The sequence below is a fragment of the Pseudomonas muyukensis genome (genome assembly GCF_019139535.1).
GTDB lineage: Bacteria > Pseudomonadota > Gammaproteobacteria > Pseudomonadales > Pseudomonadaceae > Aquipseudomonas > Aquipseudomonas muyukensis.
In genome coordinates this window covers 3,046,773-3,061,549 of the sequence record NZ_CP077073.1, presented here as the reverse complement: position 1 = coordinate 3,061,549, position 14,777 = coordinate 3,046,773, and the positions used below count along the sequence as shown (strand labels likewise).

General features: G+C 67.1%; 14 protein-coding genes. 4 read left to right on the top strand and 10 right to left on the bottom strand.

Annotation, left to right across the window (positions count from 1 at the left end; genetic code table 11):
* Nucleotides 1–25 precede the first annotated feature (25 nt).
* The 5 genes from KSS95_RS13995 to KSS95_RS13975 form a co-directional block, all read right to left on the bottom strand.
* Entirely contained in the window at nucleotides 26–1,012 is a 987-nt protein-coding gene (locus tag KSS95_RS13995; protein ID WP_217847671.1) for a 2-hydroxyacid dehydrogenase, read from the bottom strand.
* 10 nt (nucleotides 1,013–1,022) lie between these two features.
* On the bottom strand, nucleotides 1,023–2,300 hold the full coding sequence (locus tag KSS95_RS13990; protein ID WP_217847670.1) for an MFS transporter: 1,278 nt from the start codon (nucleotides 2,298–2,300) through the stop codon (nucleotides 1,023–1,025).
* Nucleotides 2,301–2,347: 47 nt separating this feature from the next.
* Nucleotides 2,348–3,307 carry a sugar kinase gene (locus tag KSS95_RS13985; protein WP_217847669.1) on the bottom strand — a complete coding sequence of 320 codons (960 nt, stop codon included), beginning with the start codon at nucleotides 3,305–3,307 and terminating at the stop codon, nucleotides 2,348–2,350.
* Nucleotides 3,300–4,070 (bottom strand): sugar phosphate isomerase/epimerase family protein, encoded by a 771-nt coding sequence (locus KSS95_RS13980; protein ID WP_217847668.1) that lies wholly within the window; start codon nucleotides 4,068–4,070, stop codon nucleotides 3,300–3,302. The genes KSS95_RS13985 and KSS95_RS13980 overlap by 8 nt, the downstream gene beginning before the upstream one ends.
* Nucleotides 4,071–4,143: 73 nt before the next feature.
* Complete coding sequence (locus KSS95_RS13975; protein WP_217847667.1) at nucleotides 4,144–5,166, bottom strand: LacI family DNA-binding transcriptional regulator; 1,023 nt, start codon at nucleotides 5,164–5,166, stop codon at nucleotides 4,144–4,146.
* Nucleotides 5,167–5,373: 207 nt separating this feature from the next.
* Between KSS95_RS13975 and KSS95_RS13970 the strand changes: the two genes are divergently transcribed.
* A complete protein-coding gene (locus KSS95_RS13970) occupies nucleotides 5,374–5,544 on the top strand; it encodes a hypothetical protein (RefSeq protein ID WP_217847666.1) in 171 nt (56 codons plus the stop codon).
* Here the strand turns inward: KSS95_RS13970 and KSS95_RS13965 are convergent.
* Complete coding sequence (locus KSS95_RS13965; protein WP_217847665.1) at nucleotides 5,541–6,755, bottom strand: YeeE/YedE family protein; 1,215 nt, start codon at nucleotides 6,753–6,755, stop codon at nucleotides 5,541–5,543. The genes KSS95_RS13970 and KSS95_RS13965 overlap by 4 nt on opposite strands.
* 185 nt (nucleotides 6,756–6,940) lie before the next feature.
* Between KSS95_RS13965 and KSS95_RS13960 the strand changes: the two genes are divergently transcribed.
* Nucleotides 6,941–8,494 (top strand): P-loop NTPase family protein, encoded by a 1,554-nt coding sequence (locus tag KSS95_RS13960; protein ID WP_217847664.1) that lies wholly within the window; start codon nucleotides 6,941–6,943, stop codon nucleotides 8,492–8,494.
* 46 nt (nucleotides 8,495–8,540) lie between these two features.
* Here KSS95_RS13960 and KSS95_RS13955 read toward each other — a convergent pair whose 3' ends face one another.
* On the bottom strand, nucleotides 8,541–9,293 hold the full coding sequence (locus tag KSS95_RS13955; RefSeq protein ID WP_217847663.1) for a methyltransferase domain-containing protein: 753 nt from the start codon (nucleotides 9,291–9,293) through the stop codon (nucleotides 8,541–8,543).
* A gap of 111 nt (nucleotides 9,294–9,404) precedes the next feature.
* Nucleotides 9,405–10,301: an NHL repeat-containing protein gene (locus KSS95_RS13950; RefSeq protein ID WP_217847662.1), complete on the bottom strand. Its 897-nt coding sequence runs from the start codon at nucleotides 10,299–10,301 to the stop codon at nucleotides 9,405–9,407.
* 278 nt (nucleotides 10,302–10,579) lie between these two features.
* Between KSS95_RS13950 and KSS95_RS13945 the strand changes: the two genes are divergently transcribed.
* Nucleotides 10,580–11,416, top strand: a complete 837-nt coding sequence (locus KSS95_RS13945; RefSeq protein WP_134692064.1) for a bifunctional allantoicase/(S)-ureidoglycine aminohydrolase — start codon at nucleotides 10,580–10,582, stop codon at nucleotides 11,414–11,416.
* A 90-nt stretch (nucleotides 11,417–11,506) separates the two neighbouring features.
* Nucleotides 11,507–12,109 (top strand): START domain-containing protein, encoded by a 603-nt coding sequence (locus KSS95_RS13940; protein WP_217847661.1) that lies wholly within the window; start codon nucleotides 11,507–11,509, stop codon nucleotides 12,107–12,109.
* Nucleotides 12,110–12,112: 3 nt separating this feature from the next.
* On the opposite strand, the gene KSS95_RS13935 is transcribed toward KSS95_RS13940, so the two are convergent.
* Nucleotides 12,113–13,621 (bottom strand): MDR family MFS transporter, encoded by a 1,509-nt coding sequence (locus tag KSS95_RS13935; protein WP_217847660.1) that lies wholly within the window; start codon nucleotides 13,619–13,621, stop codon nucleotides 12,113–12,115.
* A complete protein-coding gene (locus KSS95_RS13930) occupies nucleotides 13,611–14,747 on the bottom strand; it encodes an HlyD family secretion protein (protein ID WP_217847659.1) in 1,137 nt (378 codons plus the stop codon). Before KSS95_RS13930 ends, KSS95_RS13935 begins: the two co-directional genes overlap by 11 nt.
* Between the last annotated feature and the right edge of the window lie 30 nt (nucleotides 14,748–14,777).

Genomic DNA, 14,777 nt, shown 5'->3' with positions numbered 1-14,777 from the left:
GAGGCAAGCGCGACGCTTACCAGGTTCAGTTGTTTCGCCGCTCCCAGGCCACAGGGTTGACCAGGTTCGCCGGCCGCTCGCCGGCCAGCGCGGCCAGCAGGTTGTCCACCGCGCAGCGGGCCATGGCTTCGCGGGTTTCCAAGGTGGCCGAGCCGATATGCGGGGTGACCACCAGGTTATCCAGTTGCAGCAGCGGCGAATCCAGCGGCAGCGGTTCCTGCACGAACACGTCCAGCCCGGCGCCACGAATGCGCCGCGCGGCCAGGGCCTGCAACAGGGCCGCCTCGTCGAGCACGCGGCCGCGGGAAATGTTCACCAGGATCGCCGAGGGTTTCATCAGGGCCAGCTCGCGCGCGCCTATCAGGTTTTGCGTAGCGCCGGTCAGCGGCAGGCACAGGCAGACGAAATCGGACTCGGCCAGCAACGCGTCAAGGCTGCGATAGCCGGCGCCGAACCGCGCCTCCACCTCGGGCCGCGGGCTGCGGGTGTGGTACAGCACGCGCATGCCGAAACCGGCATGCGCGCGTCGGGCCAGGGCCTCGCCGATACGGCCCATGCCGACGATGCCCAGGGTTTTGCCCTGCACGTCGCAGCCGAACTGCGCCGGCCCGATCCCGGCCCGCCAGTGGCCGGCGCGAATCCAGCCATCGAGCTCGACCACGCGCCGGGCACAGGCCAGGATCAGCGCGAAACCGGTGTCGGCGGTGGTTTCGGTGAGCACGTCGGGGGTGTTGGTCAGCAGCACCCCGCGCTGATCCAGCGCCTCGATATCGTAGTTGTCCACCCCCACCGACACACTGGAGATCACCTCCAGCTGCGGCGCCAGGTCGAGCAGCGCACGGTCCAGGCGCAGGCTGGCACCCAGCAGGCCATGGGCGCCCGGCAGTGCCGCGCGCAAACGCGCCAGGCCATCGGCAACCGGCGCTTGCACCAAGGTCACCTCGGCATGCGCGTGCAAGCGCGCCATCAGCTCATCGGACAGGCGTTTGTAGACGACGATGCGTTTTTTCATCGTAAGGCTCCTATCGGCTCGGCGCCAGGCTGTGCCGGCGCGCCTGTTGCAAAGGATTGAGGACGGCGGTCAGGGCCACCGCCAGCAGCAGCGCGGCGCACATGAACAGGTACGAAGCGCCCGGGCCGCCGGTGGCGCCATTGAGGTAGCCAACCAGGTACGAGCCCGAGAACGAACCCAGCGCGCCCATGCTGTTGATCAGCGCCATGGCGCCACCGGCGACGTTGGCCGGCAACAGTTCGGGGACGATGGCGAAGAACGGCCCGTAGGGCGCGTACATGCAGGCCCCGGCCAGCACCAGCAAGGCGTACGACCACCAGAAGTGCTCGGTGCCCAGGGCGTAGGAGCCATAGAACGCCAAGGCGGCGATCAACAGCGGCGGCCAGACGAAGCGCTTGCGCTTTTGCAGCCGGTCCGAAGCCCAGGACACCCCGAGCATGGCCAGCACCGCGCCCAGGTAGGGCACCGCCGACAGCCAGCCGGCGGTGACGATGTCCAGCGCCGCGGCCTGCTTGAGGATCGACGGCAGCCACAGGACGAAGCCGTACACGCCGATGCTCCAGCAGAAATACTGCAACGACAGGATGATCACCGTCGGCGAACGGAACGCCTCGGCGTAGTTCTTAACTGGCTTGATACCCTGCTGCTCGGCTTCCAGCGCCTGGCGCAGGGCGGCCTTTTCCTGGGCATCGAGCCATTTGGCCTGCTCGGGACGATCATCCACCAGGCGCCACCAGATGAACGCCCAGATGATCGCCGGGGCGCCCTCGATGATGAACATCCAGCGCCAGTCGAACTGCTGCACCAGGTAACCGGACACCACCGACATCCACAGGATGGTCACCGGGTTGCCGAGGATCAGGAAGGTGTTGGCCCGCGAGCGCTCGGCACGGGTGAACCAGTGGCACAGGTAGATGAGCATGGCCGGCATCACCGCCGCCTCGACCACGCCCAAAAGGAAACGAATGACGATCAGCCAGTAGACGTCATGGACGATCCCGGTCAACGTGGCCAGGCCGCCCCAGAGGATCAGGCTGGCGAAGATCAACTGCTTGACGCTGCGCTTCTGCGCATAGATCGCGCCAGGTACCTGGAAGAAGAAATAGCCGAGGAAGAACAGCGCGCCGAGCAGCGACGACAGCGCCGGGGTGATCTGCAGGTCGTCGGCCATGCCCGAGGCCGCGGCGAAACCATAGTTGGCGCGGTCGAGGTAGGCCAGGCTGTAGGTGATGAAGACGATGGGCATGATGTACCACCAGCGTCTGGGAGCGAGGCGATCGGTGTGCATGGGGTTCTCCTGGTCTTGTTGTTTTTGTCACATCAGGTTCGGCGGGTTCAGGCTCGGTTGCTCAAGGCGCTTTCATAACGTTCCAGCTCATGCCGCTGCGGTAGCCCTTCCATGTCGCCGCGGCTCTGCACCGCGCGGCTGCCGCACCAGTTGCCACGGTCCACCGCGCGGCGCAGGGGCAAGCCTGCGAGCAAGGCGCTGACCACGCCGACGGCGAAAGCGTCGCCGGCGCCCACGGTGTCCACCACCTGGGCCACCGGATGGCCGGGCACCACGCCATGAGCGCCCTGGGCATCGCGCCAGTAGGCACCCTCGGCGCCCAGCTTGATCGCCACGCACTGCACGCCGCGCTCCAGGTAGAAGTCGGCGATGGCCTGGGGCGACTGGCGCCCGGTGAGCAGGCGGCCCTCCTCCAACCCTGGCAACAGCCAATCGGCCTTCACCGCCAGGGCGTTGATCTCATCGATCATGGTCTGCCGGTCGGGCCACAGCGACGGGCGCAGGTTGGGGTCGAAGGAAATACTCCGGCCTTGGCTGCGCATGCCGTCGAGCAGCGCGTGGGACAAGGCACGGCAGCTGGCCGAGAGGGCCGGCGCGATGCCCGTGGCATGCAGGTGGCGAGCCTTGAGCAAATGCCCCTGCAGGTGCTGGGGCGACAACCGGCTCGCCGCCGAGCCGCGACGGAAATACTCGACCCTGGGGTCGCGCCCATCGTCGCGGCGCTCCTTGAGCTGAAAGCCGGTAGGGTGCTCGGCGTCGACTTCGACCTGGGCGCAATCCAGCCCCTCGCCGCGCAAGGTGGCGAGCACGAAGGCGCCCAGCGAATCGTCACCGACCCGGCTCAGCCAGTTGACCCGCAGGCCCAGGCGCGCCAGGCCAATGGCCACGTTGCTGTCGGCCCCGGCGATACGCTTGCCGAAGCCCTCGACCTGGGCCAGGTCGCCGCACTGGCCGGCGACGAACATGGCCATGGTTTCACCAAAACACAGCACGTCATGCTCAGCCATGGCACACCTGCCCTTCCAGCTCGGCCAGCTGGGCAACCTGCTGGGCGGTGTAGGCCAGCAGGTCGTCGGCCACCAGCGGGTATTCGATGGCGCGCGGCAGGCCCGGGGCAAAGTGCTTGATCAGCTCACGCCACTGGGCCAGGTCCAGGGCCTGGGGCGGCACCGCCACCAGGCGCCCGTCAGCGCGCCGCGCCACGGCCTTGCAGTGTACGTAGCGCACCCACGGGCCAAGCAACTGCGCGGCCAGCAACGGCGACTCGTCGTGCCAGTACCAGTTGCCGATATCGAAGGTCATGCCCGGCGCCACCGCCAGGCGCTGAGCCTCGCGGAAAAACGCCAGCAAGGTTTCCAGGCGCCCACCATGGGCGGTCTGGTCGTTTTCCACGAACAAGGCCACGCGGGCCTGCAGCAGTGGCTTGAGGGCCAGCAGGTCGCAGCCGTCGCGGTAGTGCCCCAGCGACACCTTCAATGCCACGGCCCCCAGTGCATCGGCGCGCTGCAGGCGCTCGCCGATGGCCGGCTCCAGGCTGCCGTCCTCACGCCACAACTCCAGTGGCGTGGAGTACAGGCTTTGCAGGCCATGCTCGGCGGCCTGGCTGCGCCATACGGCGAAATCGGGCGCCTGGTCGAACAGCTCTTCGCGCCATTCCACCCGACGCACGCCCGCTGCCGCCAGCAAGGGCAGGTAGGACGCCTGGCCGAGGTGCCGCACGCTGTCGGCACCGAAGCTCGACAGGCTGATGGAGACCGTGTTGCTGTGCATGCTCGTGATCCTTGTTCTTGTTGAATGAAACCGGTTTCATTTGCAGCCAGGCTACAACCCGTCGATCAGCCCGTCACGGGCGCGGTTGGGTTGAGCCTCGGGGAATCAGGCGGGCGCGCAAGTCCAGGCGCCGGGCCGGCGCGCGGCTGCCTTGCAGGCGCTCGAGCAGGCAGTGCACGGCGGCGGCGCCAATCTCGGCGGTCGGCTGGGCCAGGGCGGTGATGCCGCTGCCGACCAGGGGGTACCAGTCCAGCTCATCGAGGGCCAGCAACCCTGCCTCGTCGAACAGTTGCTTGCCCCGTGCATGCAGCAGGCGCACCACTTCGAGGGTCGCGACGCCGTTGCAGGTGAACAGCGCCTGTGGCCCATGCCCTGCCCCGGCGAGAAACCCCTGCAGTTGCCCGGCCAGTTGCGCGCCGACCTCCAGCACCTGCCCACGCAGCCCTCGGCGCCGGGCGATGCCGGCCAGGAACGCATCGATCCGCTCCTGCCGCGAACTGGTGCCGTCGAGTGGCTCGGTCACCGCCAGGATGTCGCGGTAGCCTTGCTGCTGCAGGTGCTCGAGCGCCTGCTCGACGGCATCGCCATTGTCCAGCCCGACCAGGTCGCCCGGCAGCCCGGCCAACTGCCGGTCCACCAGCACCATCGGCAGGTCGCGGGCCAGGCTGGCCAGTTCGCCGGCCCGATGGCCCAGGGTGTTCACGATCAGCCCATCGACGTTGTAGGCCTGCAACGCCTGCAGGTGGGTGCGCTCCTGGGCATCGTCACAATCGGTGTTGCACACCACCAGGCTGTAGCCCTGTTGGCGGCAGGCGGTTTCGACAGCGTGCATCACCGCCACCGAATAGGGGTTGCGGATATCGGCCAGGAGCATGCCGATCAGCCCGGTGCGGCCGCGCTTGAGCGCGCTGGCCATGCGATTGGGCCGGTAGCCGAGGCGCTCGACCACCGCGGCGATGCGCGCGGCCGTGGCGTCGGCGAGCAGTTGCCGATCCTCACCCATGTAGCGCGAGACGGTGGCCTTGGACACGCCCGCGGCCTTGGCGACTTCGCTGATGGTGACCCGCGTGCGCGCGGGCGCCTGATCCTTGTCCACCCGATACCCTTCTTCTTGTTACAGCGGTTGTTATTGGTGTGTATGCAGGGCTGATGAAAACGGTTTCAATGAAATCAGGGATGACCCCGATCGTCAAGTGACGCTCGTTCGGCCAAAGCACAGGCGAAGTGTGCCAAAGGACTGTACGGTCGGAACCAGCACGTTATGGTGGGCCAGGACGCCATATCGACTGCCCGGGAGCGCGCCATGACCACCGTGTTTCGCATCAGCCTGCTGTTGTTGCTTGCCGGCCTGCTCCTGGGCGATATCGTCGTGGCCAGCATCGGCCTGGCCGGGTTGTGCGGCGGCGCGGTCTACGCCAGCATCCTGCAGGATGCCGAAGCCCCCGCCCCGGCCGAAGCGCCGTTCATCGCCTAGCAGCCGCTCAACGCCACGGCCCGCCGCTCCCCGGCAAAGAACAGCGGCCGCAGGCGCACGCCCAGCAGGTTGCCGGTGTACGCCGCCACCAGCCACAGCCAGCCATGCACGCTACCCGAGGCGATGCCGCTGAAATACGCACCGATGTTGCAGCCATAGGCCAAGCGTGAGCCATAGCCGAGCAACAACCCGCCGATCACCGCCGCCAGCAGCGAGGCCAGGGGAATCTTCAGGCTGGGCGCAAAGCGCCCGGCCAGGCCGGCGGCGAGCAACGCCCCAAGCACGATGCCGATGTCCATGACCGTGGTGATGTCCTGCCACAGCGGCGCGGCCAGCGCCTTGGCATTGGCCGGCGCCTGCCAGAACACCCAACTGGCCACCTCGATGCCCAGCCCGTTCAAGGCCTTGGCGCCCCACAGGGCAAAGGCCGAAGTGATACCCCAGGGCCGTCCGGCCAGGGCCAGGGTGGCGTAGTTCAGCAGGACCAGGGCAATGGCGCCCCACAGCAGCGGCCAAGGCCCGCGCAGGAAGCGGCGCAGCCCCTGGTGCTCAGTGGCTGGCGCCGCCTCCAGCACGCCATGGCGACGCTTCTCCAGCACCACCGTGGCCCAGCCGATCGCCGCGAACAGCGCCAGGCTGGCCAGCAGCGCCGGGCCTACGCCCCAGGCCTGGACGATCGAGGTCGCCGGCAACGACGGCAGCGCGAACCACCAGTCGGCATGGTGAGTGGCGCTCACCGAGCCAATGATGAAGAACAGCAGGGTCACCAGCATCCGCGCATTGCCGCCGCCCACGGTGAACAGCGTGCCCGAGGCGCAGCCGCCGCCAAGCTGCATGCCGATGCCGAAGATGAACGCGCCGAACACCACCGACACCCCGGCCGGCGCGACCAGCCCGGTCACCGGCTGGCCGAACAGGTTGCCCGCCGCCAGCGCCGGGAAGAACAGCAGCACCGCCAGCGCCAGCATGACCATCTGCGCCCGCAGCCCAGCGCCTCGCCGCTCGTTGATGAATACCCGCCAGGCCGAGGTGAAGCCGAAGGCGGCGTGATACAGGGTCAGGCCCAGCGCGGCACCGACGATCAGCAGCAGCACCTGCTTGAAGCCGGCTTGCCGGTTGAGGAACCAGGCCCCTGCCAGCAGCAGGGCCAGGGCGATCGACGGCGCGCCAAGGCGGCGCGGCTCAGGTGTGGCAGACATGTAAAGACCCATAGCGATACTCGGATACCCGTGGAACAGCCGGCGAGTATAGCGTTACCGCGCAGCATCAGGCAGACGAAGGGTGCAACCGAGCCCGGCAGGAGCGGCTCGGAAACAGCCTACACAAGTGCAAGAAATTTCAGATTGGACGTTGTGTTTTGCTACTGACCTGGATTTCCCCGCCACAGGACAGTGCCATGCTCAAACCCGCACAACTGGAAAAACTCCGCGAAGTCATCTCGGAAAACCTGCGCGTCCAGCGCGACAACGACCCGGTGGCCTACATCAGCGTCGGCACCGCGTTGCAGGATGCGGTCTCCAAGCAGAACCACGCCATCTTCGCCCGTCGCGGTTGTGGCAAGACCCTGCTGCTGCACCATTCCTCGCGCAGCCTCAAGCCCGAGCTCAAGAGCATCTACCTCAACTGCGAGGACTTCAAACGCCACTCGTTCCCCAATGTGCTGGTGGAAATCCTGGCGTCGATCTTCCGCGAACTGGACAAGAACATCTCGGGCTGGTTCGGCAAGAAGAAAAAGCTCAAGCAGATCATCAAGGACATCCTCGACAAGCTCAAAACCCTGCACGTCAACGCCGATGCCCACGAGGAAGAGGTCAGGAGCCGCAGCGCCAGCGAGCAGCATGCCGGCTTCGACGCCGGCATCAAGATCGACGACATCACCTTCAACGCCAAGCACACGGCCAAGGAAACCCAGGAGGTCGAGCGCTCGTTCCGCATCCACCGGCAAAAGCTGCAGGAACTCGACCTCTGGCTACCGCGGCTCAAGGACAACCTGCGCGAGCTGTTCGCGGCATCGAGCACGGTCAAGGGCATCCTGCTGCAGATCGACGACCTGTATCACCTCAAGCGCACCGACCAGGCCTTCGTCGTCGACTACGTACATCGGCTGTGCAAGGACATCCCGATCTACTTCAAGATCGCCACCCTGCGCCACTCCTCCACCCTCTACGTCGACCGCGAGGGCCAGCCGATCGGCGCCCAGGAACGCCACGACTACCAACCCATCGACATCGACTACACCTTCAGCAACTTCCCCCGCACCCTCAAGCAGAACCACGCCATCCTCTTGCAGTTCGGCGCCCAGGCCGGCATCAGCGAGGCGCAGATCATGGGCCTGTTCAAGGGCGAAGGCTTCGACCGCCTGGTGATGGCCGGCGGTGGCGTGCCGCGCGACGTGCTCTCGCTGTTCCTGCACCTGCTCAACGAGACCGTGCAGAACGAAGGCGGCAAGATTGGCAAGGACGAGGTGCGGATCCTTTCGCGCAACAACTTCGAGCGCAAGATCGAGGAGCTCAAGCAGGACTCCAAGGACGACGAGCAGGACGACCTGATCAAGGGCATCTACATCATCAAGAGCTTCTGCCTGGACAAGAAAAACAACATCTTCGTCATCGAGGAAAAACTGCTGCAGCAAAACGATGCACTACGGGCGCTGATCTATCGCCTGCTCGACTACCGCATCATCCACAGCTGCGCCACCGCCCTGACCCACAAGTCGGCCGAGGGTACCTTCCAGGCCTTCGCCGTCGACATCGGCTGCTACGCCCATTACCGCAAGCTGGACGGGCGCTTCAACGAAATCGACGTGACCCATGCCGCGGCCAAGGAACGCATGCGCTCGGCGCCGATTCTCGACCAGACCAAGATCGACAACATCGTCGCCTCGCTGCCCGGCCACGGCCAGGTGGAACTGCTGGCAGAAAGCATGGAGGAGGAAGCCAGCGAGGCCTAGCGTGGTGTTTTGCAAAAACCACTCGCCAACGTTTGCCAACACCGCACTAGGGCTTGCGGGCCCAGCAGCCGAACATCACGTCACCGATGTAGATACCCTGCGCCTGCCGCCGCTCGGCCTCGAGCCGGGCGTGCAGGGTGTCGATGCCGACCTGGCGCGGCGTGGCCACGCCCAGGGCGATGATACGCGGCAGGCAGGCGCGGATGATCGCGGCCAGGCCCGTGTCGTTGTCGGGGGTCTGCACCAGGCATTCGGCGCGCAGCTCCTGAACCTTCAGGCCGGCCTGGCTCAGGGTCGCGTGCAGGTGGAAACCACACTGCAGGTCCGCCCCTTCGGCAGCGAGCATGCGCTGCAGCCAGCGGGTTGCCTTGCGGTGCAGCGGGAAGGGTTCGAGGCTGGCTGGGGCCAGGGTGGTGTCATGCTCCTGGAACACCATCACGCCACCGGGCAGCAGTTGTCGGGCCAGGGCCCGCACCGCCTTGGGCGCATCGGCCTGGTACATCAGCACCCGCCGCCCGACCACGGCGTCGAACAGCCCCAGCGAGGCCGGCGGGGCGTTCAGGTCGGCGGCCACGAACAGCAGCGATGCCGCGCCCGTGGGGGCCTCGCGCTGCTGGGCGCTGGCCAGTGCCGCGGTCGACTGGTCGATGCCTACCACCGCCCCGTCCTCGCCCACCAGCTCGGCCAGCCGCAGGCTCACCTCGCCGTTGCCACAACCGACATCGAGCACGCGCATGCCCGGGCCGATGCCGGCGTCCAGCAGCAGCCGCGTGGTGAAATCCGCTTTCGCACATGCCATGGCCTGCTCCTTCACAAGGCGCCCAGTGTGCCGAGCCTGGCGGTTCGGGCACAAGGGCTCCTAGGCTCTGTACGCAGTCGCCGGGCCTGGCGCCGTGCGGGTTCACCTGGCTCAGGCCTGCGGCACCCGCTGCGCGAGCGTGGCGGCCTGCACCGGCGGGGTCAGGCGCAGTACCCGGTCACGGCCGCCTTCGGCCAGCAGGTAGCCGCCCTTGCCATCGGGGACGATGGCTTGCGGCGCCTTCAGGTAACTGAGCACGACGTGTTGCACGCCTGCGCCATCGACCCGCAGCAACCGCGCGCGATGGGTGGAATCCTCGCTGATCCACAGCCCACGGGCATCACACAGCAGGAAGGTGGGATTACGCAGCCCCTCGACCACCACCGGATCGTTGCCTTCGGCACTCAACGCGCGGATCTTGCCGGTGCTCTTCTCGGTGTACAGCAGCCGCCCGTCATTGCAGCGGGTCAGGCCCTCGGTCTCGGTCAGCCCCGCGCGCAGCACCTCGAGCTGGCCGCTGCGCCAGTTGTAGCGCAGCAGCCGGCCATCGCCCTTGCGGTCCTCGATGGCATACAGGTGCTCGCCATCGTTGTACAGCCCCTGCACGTTGTTGCCCTGGAACAGCGTGCTGACCTGGCCACTGCGCGATACGCTGACCGGCGCTGCGCCCACCTCCTGGCTGAACGCCCAGCCGCCGTCGACGGCGACCATGCCATCAGGCTTGGACAGCCCCTCGAGCAACACCACCCGGTCACCCTCGGCGCTGATCCGCAGGATGCTGCCCTTGCCGCCATTGAGCTCGCGGCTCACCAGCAGGCTGCCGTCGGCCTGGGGCAGCAGCGAGGCGGCCCGGGCCACCGAGTTGTGCAGCACCTGCACTTCCCAGCCGTCGGCGGCCTGCACCGGGTAGAAGGTTTGCCAGGCGAAGAAGCCCAGGGTGCTGGCCACCAGGCCTGCGGTAGCGGCCAAGGCCAGGCGAACACCACGCTTGCGCAGCACATGCATCATCGAATCGGCTCCTTGAAAGTGCCGGCGATGCTAGCAAGGGGATGTGAAAAAAATGTCGTGGATCCAATTTCGCAGATCCCTCCTACATTGATATAGGAATTGGCTTGCATGCGCACCGGCAAGCCAGGCAGGACTGCATTCACAAACCAAATACTGGGTATTTCAACATTTCATTTGTGGATATCCCGAACTGCCCCCTATGCTGCCGTGGCATCCCCTGCACGCACCGGCCGGTGTGGTCCCAGGCACGGGGAGAGAACAACAAGTCGAGACCGTTCATGTCGAAACCTTCCTACTTCGCCCCCCACGGTGGGCACCCGGCTCAGACCGAGCTGCTGACTGACCGTGCCATGTTCACCGAAGCCTATGCCGTGATCCCCAAGGGCGTGATGCGTGACATCGTCACCAGCCACCTGCCGTTCTGGGACAAGATGCGCATGTGGGTCATCGCCCGCCCGCTGACCGGCTTCGCCGAGACCTTCTCGCAGTACATCGTCGAAGTCGCCCCCGAAGGCGGCAGCGAGCGTCCCGAGCTGGACCCGAACGCCGAAGCGGTACTGTTCGTGGTCGAAGGCGAGATCGACATCACCGTCGAAGGCAAGCACCACACCCTGGTCCCCGGCGGCTATGCCTTCCTGGCCCCGGGCGCCGACTGGAGCCTGCGCAACAATAGCAAGGCCAACGTCACCTTCCACTGGCTGCGCAAGCACTACCAGAAAGTCGAAGGCCTGCCGGCACCGGAGTCGTTCGTCACCCACCGCGACAACGCCACCGTCATCGAGATGCCAGGCACCGAAGGCCGCTGGGTCACCACCCGCTTCGTCGACATGGCCGACATGCGCCACGACATGCACGTGAACATCGTCACCTTCCAGCCCGGCGGCGTAATCCCGTTCGCCGAGACCCATGTGATGGAACACGGCCTGTACGTGCTGGAAGGCAAGGCGGTGTATCGCCTCAACCAGGACTGGGTCGAGGTCGAGGCCGGCGACTTCATGTGGCTGCGCGCCTTCTGCCCGCAAGCCTGCTACTCCGGCGGCCCAGGCCCGTTCAGCTACCTGCTGTACAAGGACGTCAACCGCCACGTGCACCTGACGCTCAACCCACAGCGTTGATCGCCCCTGCGTGACCTGTGGGAACGGGGCAAGCCCGTTCCCACATTGCTGGGCCATACTCAGCACATATCCCTCTTCCGGCTTCTTGCCATGAACCTCCCCCGCGCCCTGCTTGCCCTGCTCGTGCTACCGGCTGCCGCGTCGTGGGCCGACAACTGGCAACTCGCCCGCCAGCAAGACGGCATCGACGTCTACCTGAGCAGCGTCAAAGGCTCGTCCTACCAGCAATTTCGCGGCGTCACCCGGATCAAGGCCAGCGTGCGCACCCTCACCGACCTGCAGGAGAACCTGCGCGTGGCCTGCAAGTGGCTGTACGCCTGCGCCGACATGCGCCTGCTGGAGGTGGACGGCGACACCACCTGGGTCTACCTGAGCACCGCCCTGCCCTGGCCGGCCAAGCCGCGGGACATGGTGTTGAAGGTGCGTACCGAGCGCCTGGACGACGACACCCTGGTCCGCCACCTGAGCGCCGAACCTGGGCGGGTACCGGTGACGCCCGGCTTGATCCGCGTGCGCCGGCTCAGCGGCGAATGGATCATGCGCCCGCTGGGCGAGCGCGACACCGAGGTCACCTACCAGTTGCGCGCCGACCCGGCCGGCGACGTGCCGGGCTGGCTGGCCAACCGGTTCGTGGTGGATGCGCCGATGGTCACCCTCAAGACCCTGCGTGCCGTGGCCGAGCGCCAGCCCTGAGGGTCAACGGCTACGCAGCAGCAGCGACGCCGCGGCGCAGCCAAGCAGGGCCACGCACGACAGGTAGAAGGCATCTGAATAGGCCATCAGGTAGGCCTGCTCGCGCACGCTCTGGTCGATCAGCGCCAGGGTCTGCATGACCTCGGGCGACTGTGGTTCGAGCAGGCCTCCCGGCAAGCGCTGCTGCAGGGCGCCGTCGAACAGGGTCAGGCCCTCGCCCACCCGTACCGAGTGAAACCGCTCGCGCTGCGACACCAGTTGCGTCAGCAACGCCGTGCCCAGCGCCCCGCCCAGGTTGCGCAACATCGAAATCAACGCCGAGGCCGAGCCGGCCTGGGCCTTGTCCAGGCCCTTCACCGCCAGTACCGACAGCGCCACCATGATCAACGGCTGGCCGATGCCGCGCACCACGGTCGAAGGAATGATCACGTTGCTGCCGGCATCCACCGTCAACTGCGACCCCAGCCAGCAGCCCAGGGCCATGATGGCAAAGCCACTGGCCACCAGCAGCTTGGCGTTGAGCCAGCGCATCAGGCGCGGCAGCAACGGCGCCAGCAGCAACTGCACCAGGCCGTAGGCGATCAGGCTCTTGCCGATCTCGCTGGCGCTGTAGCCCTGCACCAGCGACAGGTAGTTGGGCACCAGGAACACCAGGCCAAAGGTCGCCGCGCCGAACACCGCCATGGCCAGGCTGGCCACGCCGAAGTTGTAACTGGCCAGCAGGCGCAGGTTGATGAAGGGCCGAGCCCCCCACAACTGACGCTGGATGAACAGCGCCAGGGCGATGAGCGCGACGATGCTGAAGCCTGTGATGAAGCGCGAGTCGAACCAGTCCTTGCGCCCGCCCTCCTCCAGCACCACCTGCAGCGCCCCCAGGCCCAGGGCCATGGCCACGATCCCCAGCCAGTCGGCCTGGCGCAGGGCGCTGCGATCGCCGGCCTGGCCCTTGATCGACCAGGCCACCGCCGCCAGCAAGGCCAGGCCCGGCGGCAGCTGCAGCAGGAAGATCCAGCGCCAGGAGTACAGGTCGGTGAGCCAGCCGCCGATCGACGGCCCGGCGGCCTGGGCCACGCTGTTGGACAGGCTGAACAGCGCCATGCCCAAGGCGATGCGGCTGGCCGGCAGCTCGGTGATGATCAGTTGCATCGACAGCGGGATCAGCACTGCCCCCGACGCGCCCTGGATCACCCGCAAGCTGATCATCGCCTCCAGGCTCGGCGCCAGGGCGCAACTCACCGAGCTGGCCAGGAACAGCGACGAGCCCACCAGCATCACCCGGCGCAGGGAAAACACCTGCACCAGCCAGGCAGTCAGCGGGATCATGCTGATCTCGGCCACCAGGTAGGCGGTGGAGATCCACGAGCCTTCCTCGAAGCTGGCGCCCAGCGCGCCTTCGATCTCCGGCAACGCGGCGCTGGTGACATGCACGTTCATGCCGGCCATGAAACAGCCGAACAGCCCGCCGATCACCGCCACCCAGGCGCGGGTGGAAACCTTCTGCTCAACGCTCATCGCCGGCCTGCCGAGTGTCCACGGTGGCGATCACCGACATGCCGGGCAGCAGCCGCCAGGCGTCGTCGCGTTCAGGATCGAGCTGGATACGCACCGGGAAGCGCTGGACGATCTTGGTGAAGTTGCCGGTGGCGTTGTCTGGCGGCAGCAGCGCGAACACCGCCCCCGAGCCTGGCGAGAGGCTGTCCACGGTGCCATGCCAGTGGCGGCCGAAGGTGTCCACCTCGAGGGTCACCGGTTGCCCGGGGCGCATGTGCGCCAACTGGGTTTCCTTGAAGTTGGCCACCACATACGCCTGGCGCACCGGCACCACCGCCAGCAAGGGCAGGCCCGGGGTGACGTACTGTTGCTGGCGCACCTTGCGCTGGCCAACCACGCCATCGAACGGCGCGCGGATCGCGGTATCGGCCAGGGCGCTGCGGGCCAGGTCGGCTTCGGCATGGGCCTGGTCGAGGTCGGCCTGGCGTTGCCGTAACTCGGCCTGCAACTGCTTGCCTTGCTCGGCCAATACCGCCTGGCGCGCCTGCTGGCGGGCCAGTTCGGCATCAGCGGCGCGCTGCAGGGCCTGGGCCTGGATCCGTGTGGCCCGTGCCTGCTCCATGCGCTGCACGCTTGCCGCCTGCCATTGCGCCAGGCGCTGGTAACGCTGCCAGTCGGCTTCGGCACGCTGCGCCTCGCCACGGCTGCCGCCACGTTCGGCGGCGGCGCGGGCGATGGCCTGGACCTGCTCGTGCTGCTCGGCGGCAAACGCGCGCAGGCGCATGGCCTGCACCTGCAAGGCGGCCTCGCTGACCGCCAGGCGTGCCTCGGCCTGGCGCAGGCGATCGCGAAAATCGCGCTCATCCAGGCGCACCAGCAAATCGCCCGCCTTGACCGTGGCGTTGTCGGCCACCGCTACCTCGGCGACGTAGCCGCTGACCCGCGCGCTGACAGGCGCCCAATCGGCCCGCACATAGGCGTCGTCGGTTTGTTCGAGGAATCGCCCATCGAGCCACCAGTGACCGCCATAGGCCGCCAGTAGCAACCCCAAGCCACTGGCCAGGCCCAAGCGCAGCAAGCGCTGGCGGCGTTGGGCACGGGATTGTTCGAGGGTGTGCTGGGGATCTGGGCTGACCGCCTGGTTCATGCTGGGCTCCGTCCGATGGGGGAGCCTCAG

What these genes read in the sequence shown, in the direction of transcription:
- KSS95_RS13995 (WP_217847671.1), bottom strand. Translation starts at nt 1,012, where the DNA reads ATGAAAAAACGCATCGTCGTCTACAAACGCCTGTCCGATGAGCTGATG.
- KSS95_RS13990 (WP_217847670.1), bottom strand. Translation starts at nt 2,300, where the DNA reads ATGCACACCGATCGCCTCGCTCCCAGACGCTGGTGGTACATCATGCCC.
- KSS95_RS13985 (WP_217847669.1), bottom strand. Translation starts at nt 3,307, where the DNA reads ATGGCTGAGCATGACGTGCTGTGTTTTGGTGAAACCATGGCCATGTTC.
- KSS95_RS13980 (WP_217847668.1), bottom strand. Translation starts at nt 4,070, where the DNA reads ATGCACAGCAACACGGTCTCCATCAGCCTGTCGAGCTTCGGTGCCGAC.
- KSS95_RS13970 (WP_217847666.1), top strand. Translation starts at nt 5,374, where the DNA reads ATGACCACCGTGTTTCGCATCAGCCTGCTGTTGTTGCTTGCCGGCCTG.
- KSS95_RS13965 (WP_217847665.1), bottom strand. Translation starts at nt 6,755, where the DNA reads ATGGGTCTTTACATGTCTGCCACACCTGAGCCGCGCCGCCTTGGCGCG.
- KSS95_RS13960 (WP_217847664.1), top strand. Translation starts at nt 6,941, where the DNA reads ATGCTCAAACCCGCACAACTGGAAAAACTCCGCGAAGTCATCTCGGAA.
- KSS95_RS13955 (WP_217847663.1), bottom strand. Translation starts at nt 9,293, where the DNA reads ATGGCATGTGCGAAAGCGGATTTCACCACGCGGCTGCTGCTGGACGCC.
- KSS95_RS13950 (WP_217847662.1), bottom strand. Translation starts at nt 10,301, where the DNA reads ATGATGCATGTGCTGCGCAAGCGTGGTGTTCGCCTGGCCTTGGCCGCT.
- KSS95_RS13945 (WP_134692064.1), top strand. Translation starts at nt 10,580, where the DNA reads ATGTCGAAACCTTCCTACTTCGCCCCCCACGGTGGGCACCCGGCTCAG.
- KSS95_RS13940 (WP_217847661.1), top strand. Translation starts at nt 11,507, where the DNA reads ATGAACCTCCCCCGCGCCCTGCTTGCCCTGCTCGTGCTACCGGCTGCC.
- KSS95_RS13935 (WP_217847660.1), bottom strand. Translation starts at nt 13,621, where the DNA reads ATGAGCGTTGAGCAGAAGGTTTCCACCCGCGCCTGGGTGGCGGTGATC.
- KSS95_RS13930 (WP_217847659.1), bottom strand. Translation starts at nt 14,747, where the DNA reads ATGAACCAGGCGGTCAGCCCAGATCCCCAGCACACCCTCGAACAATCC.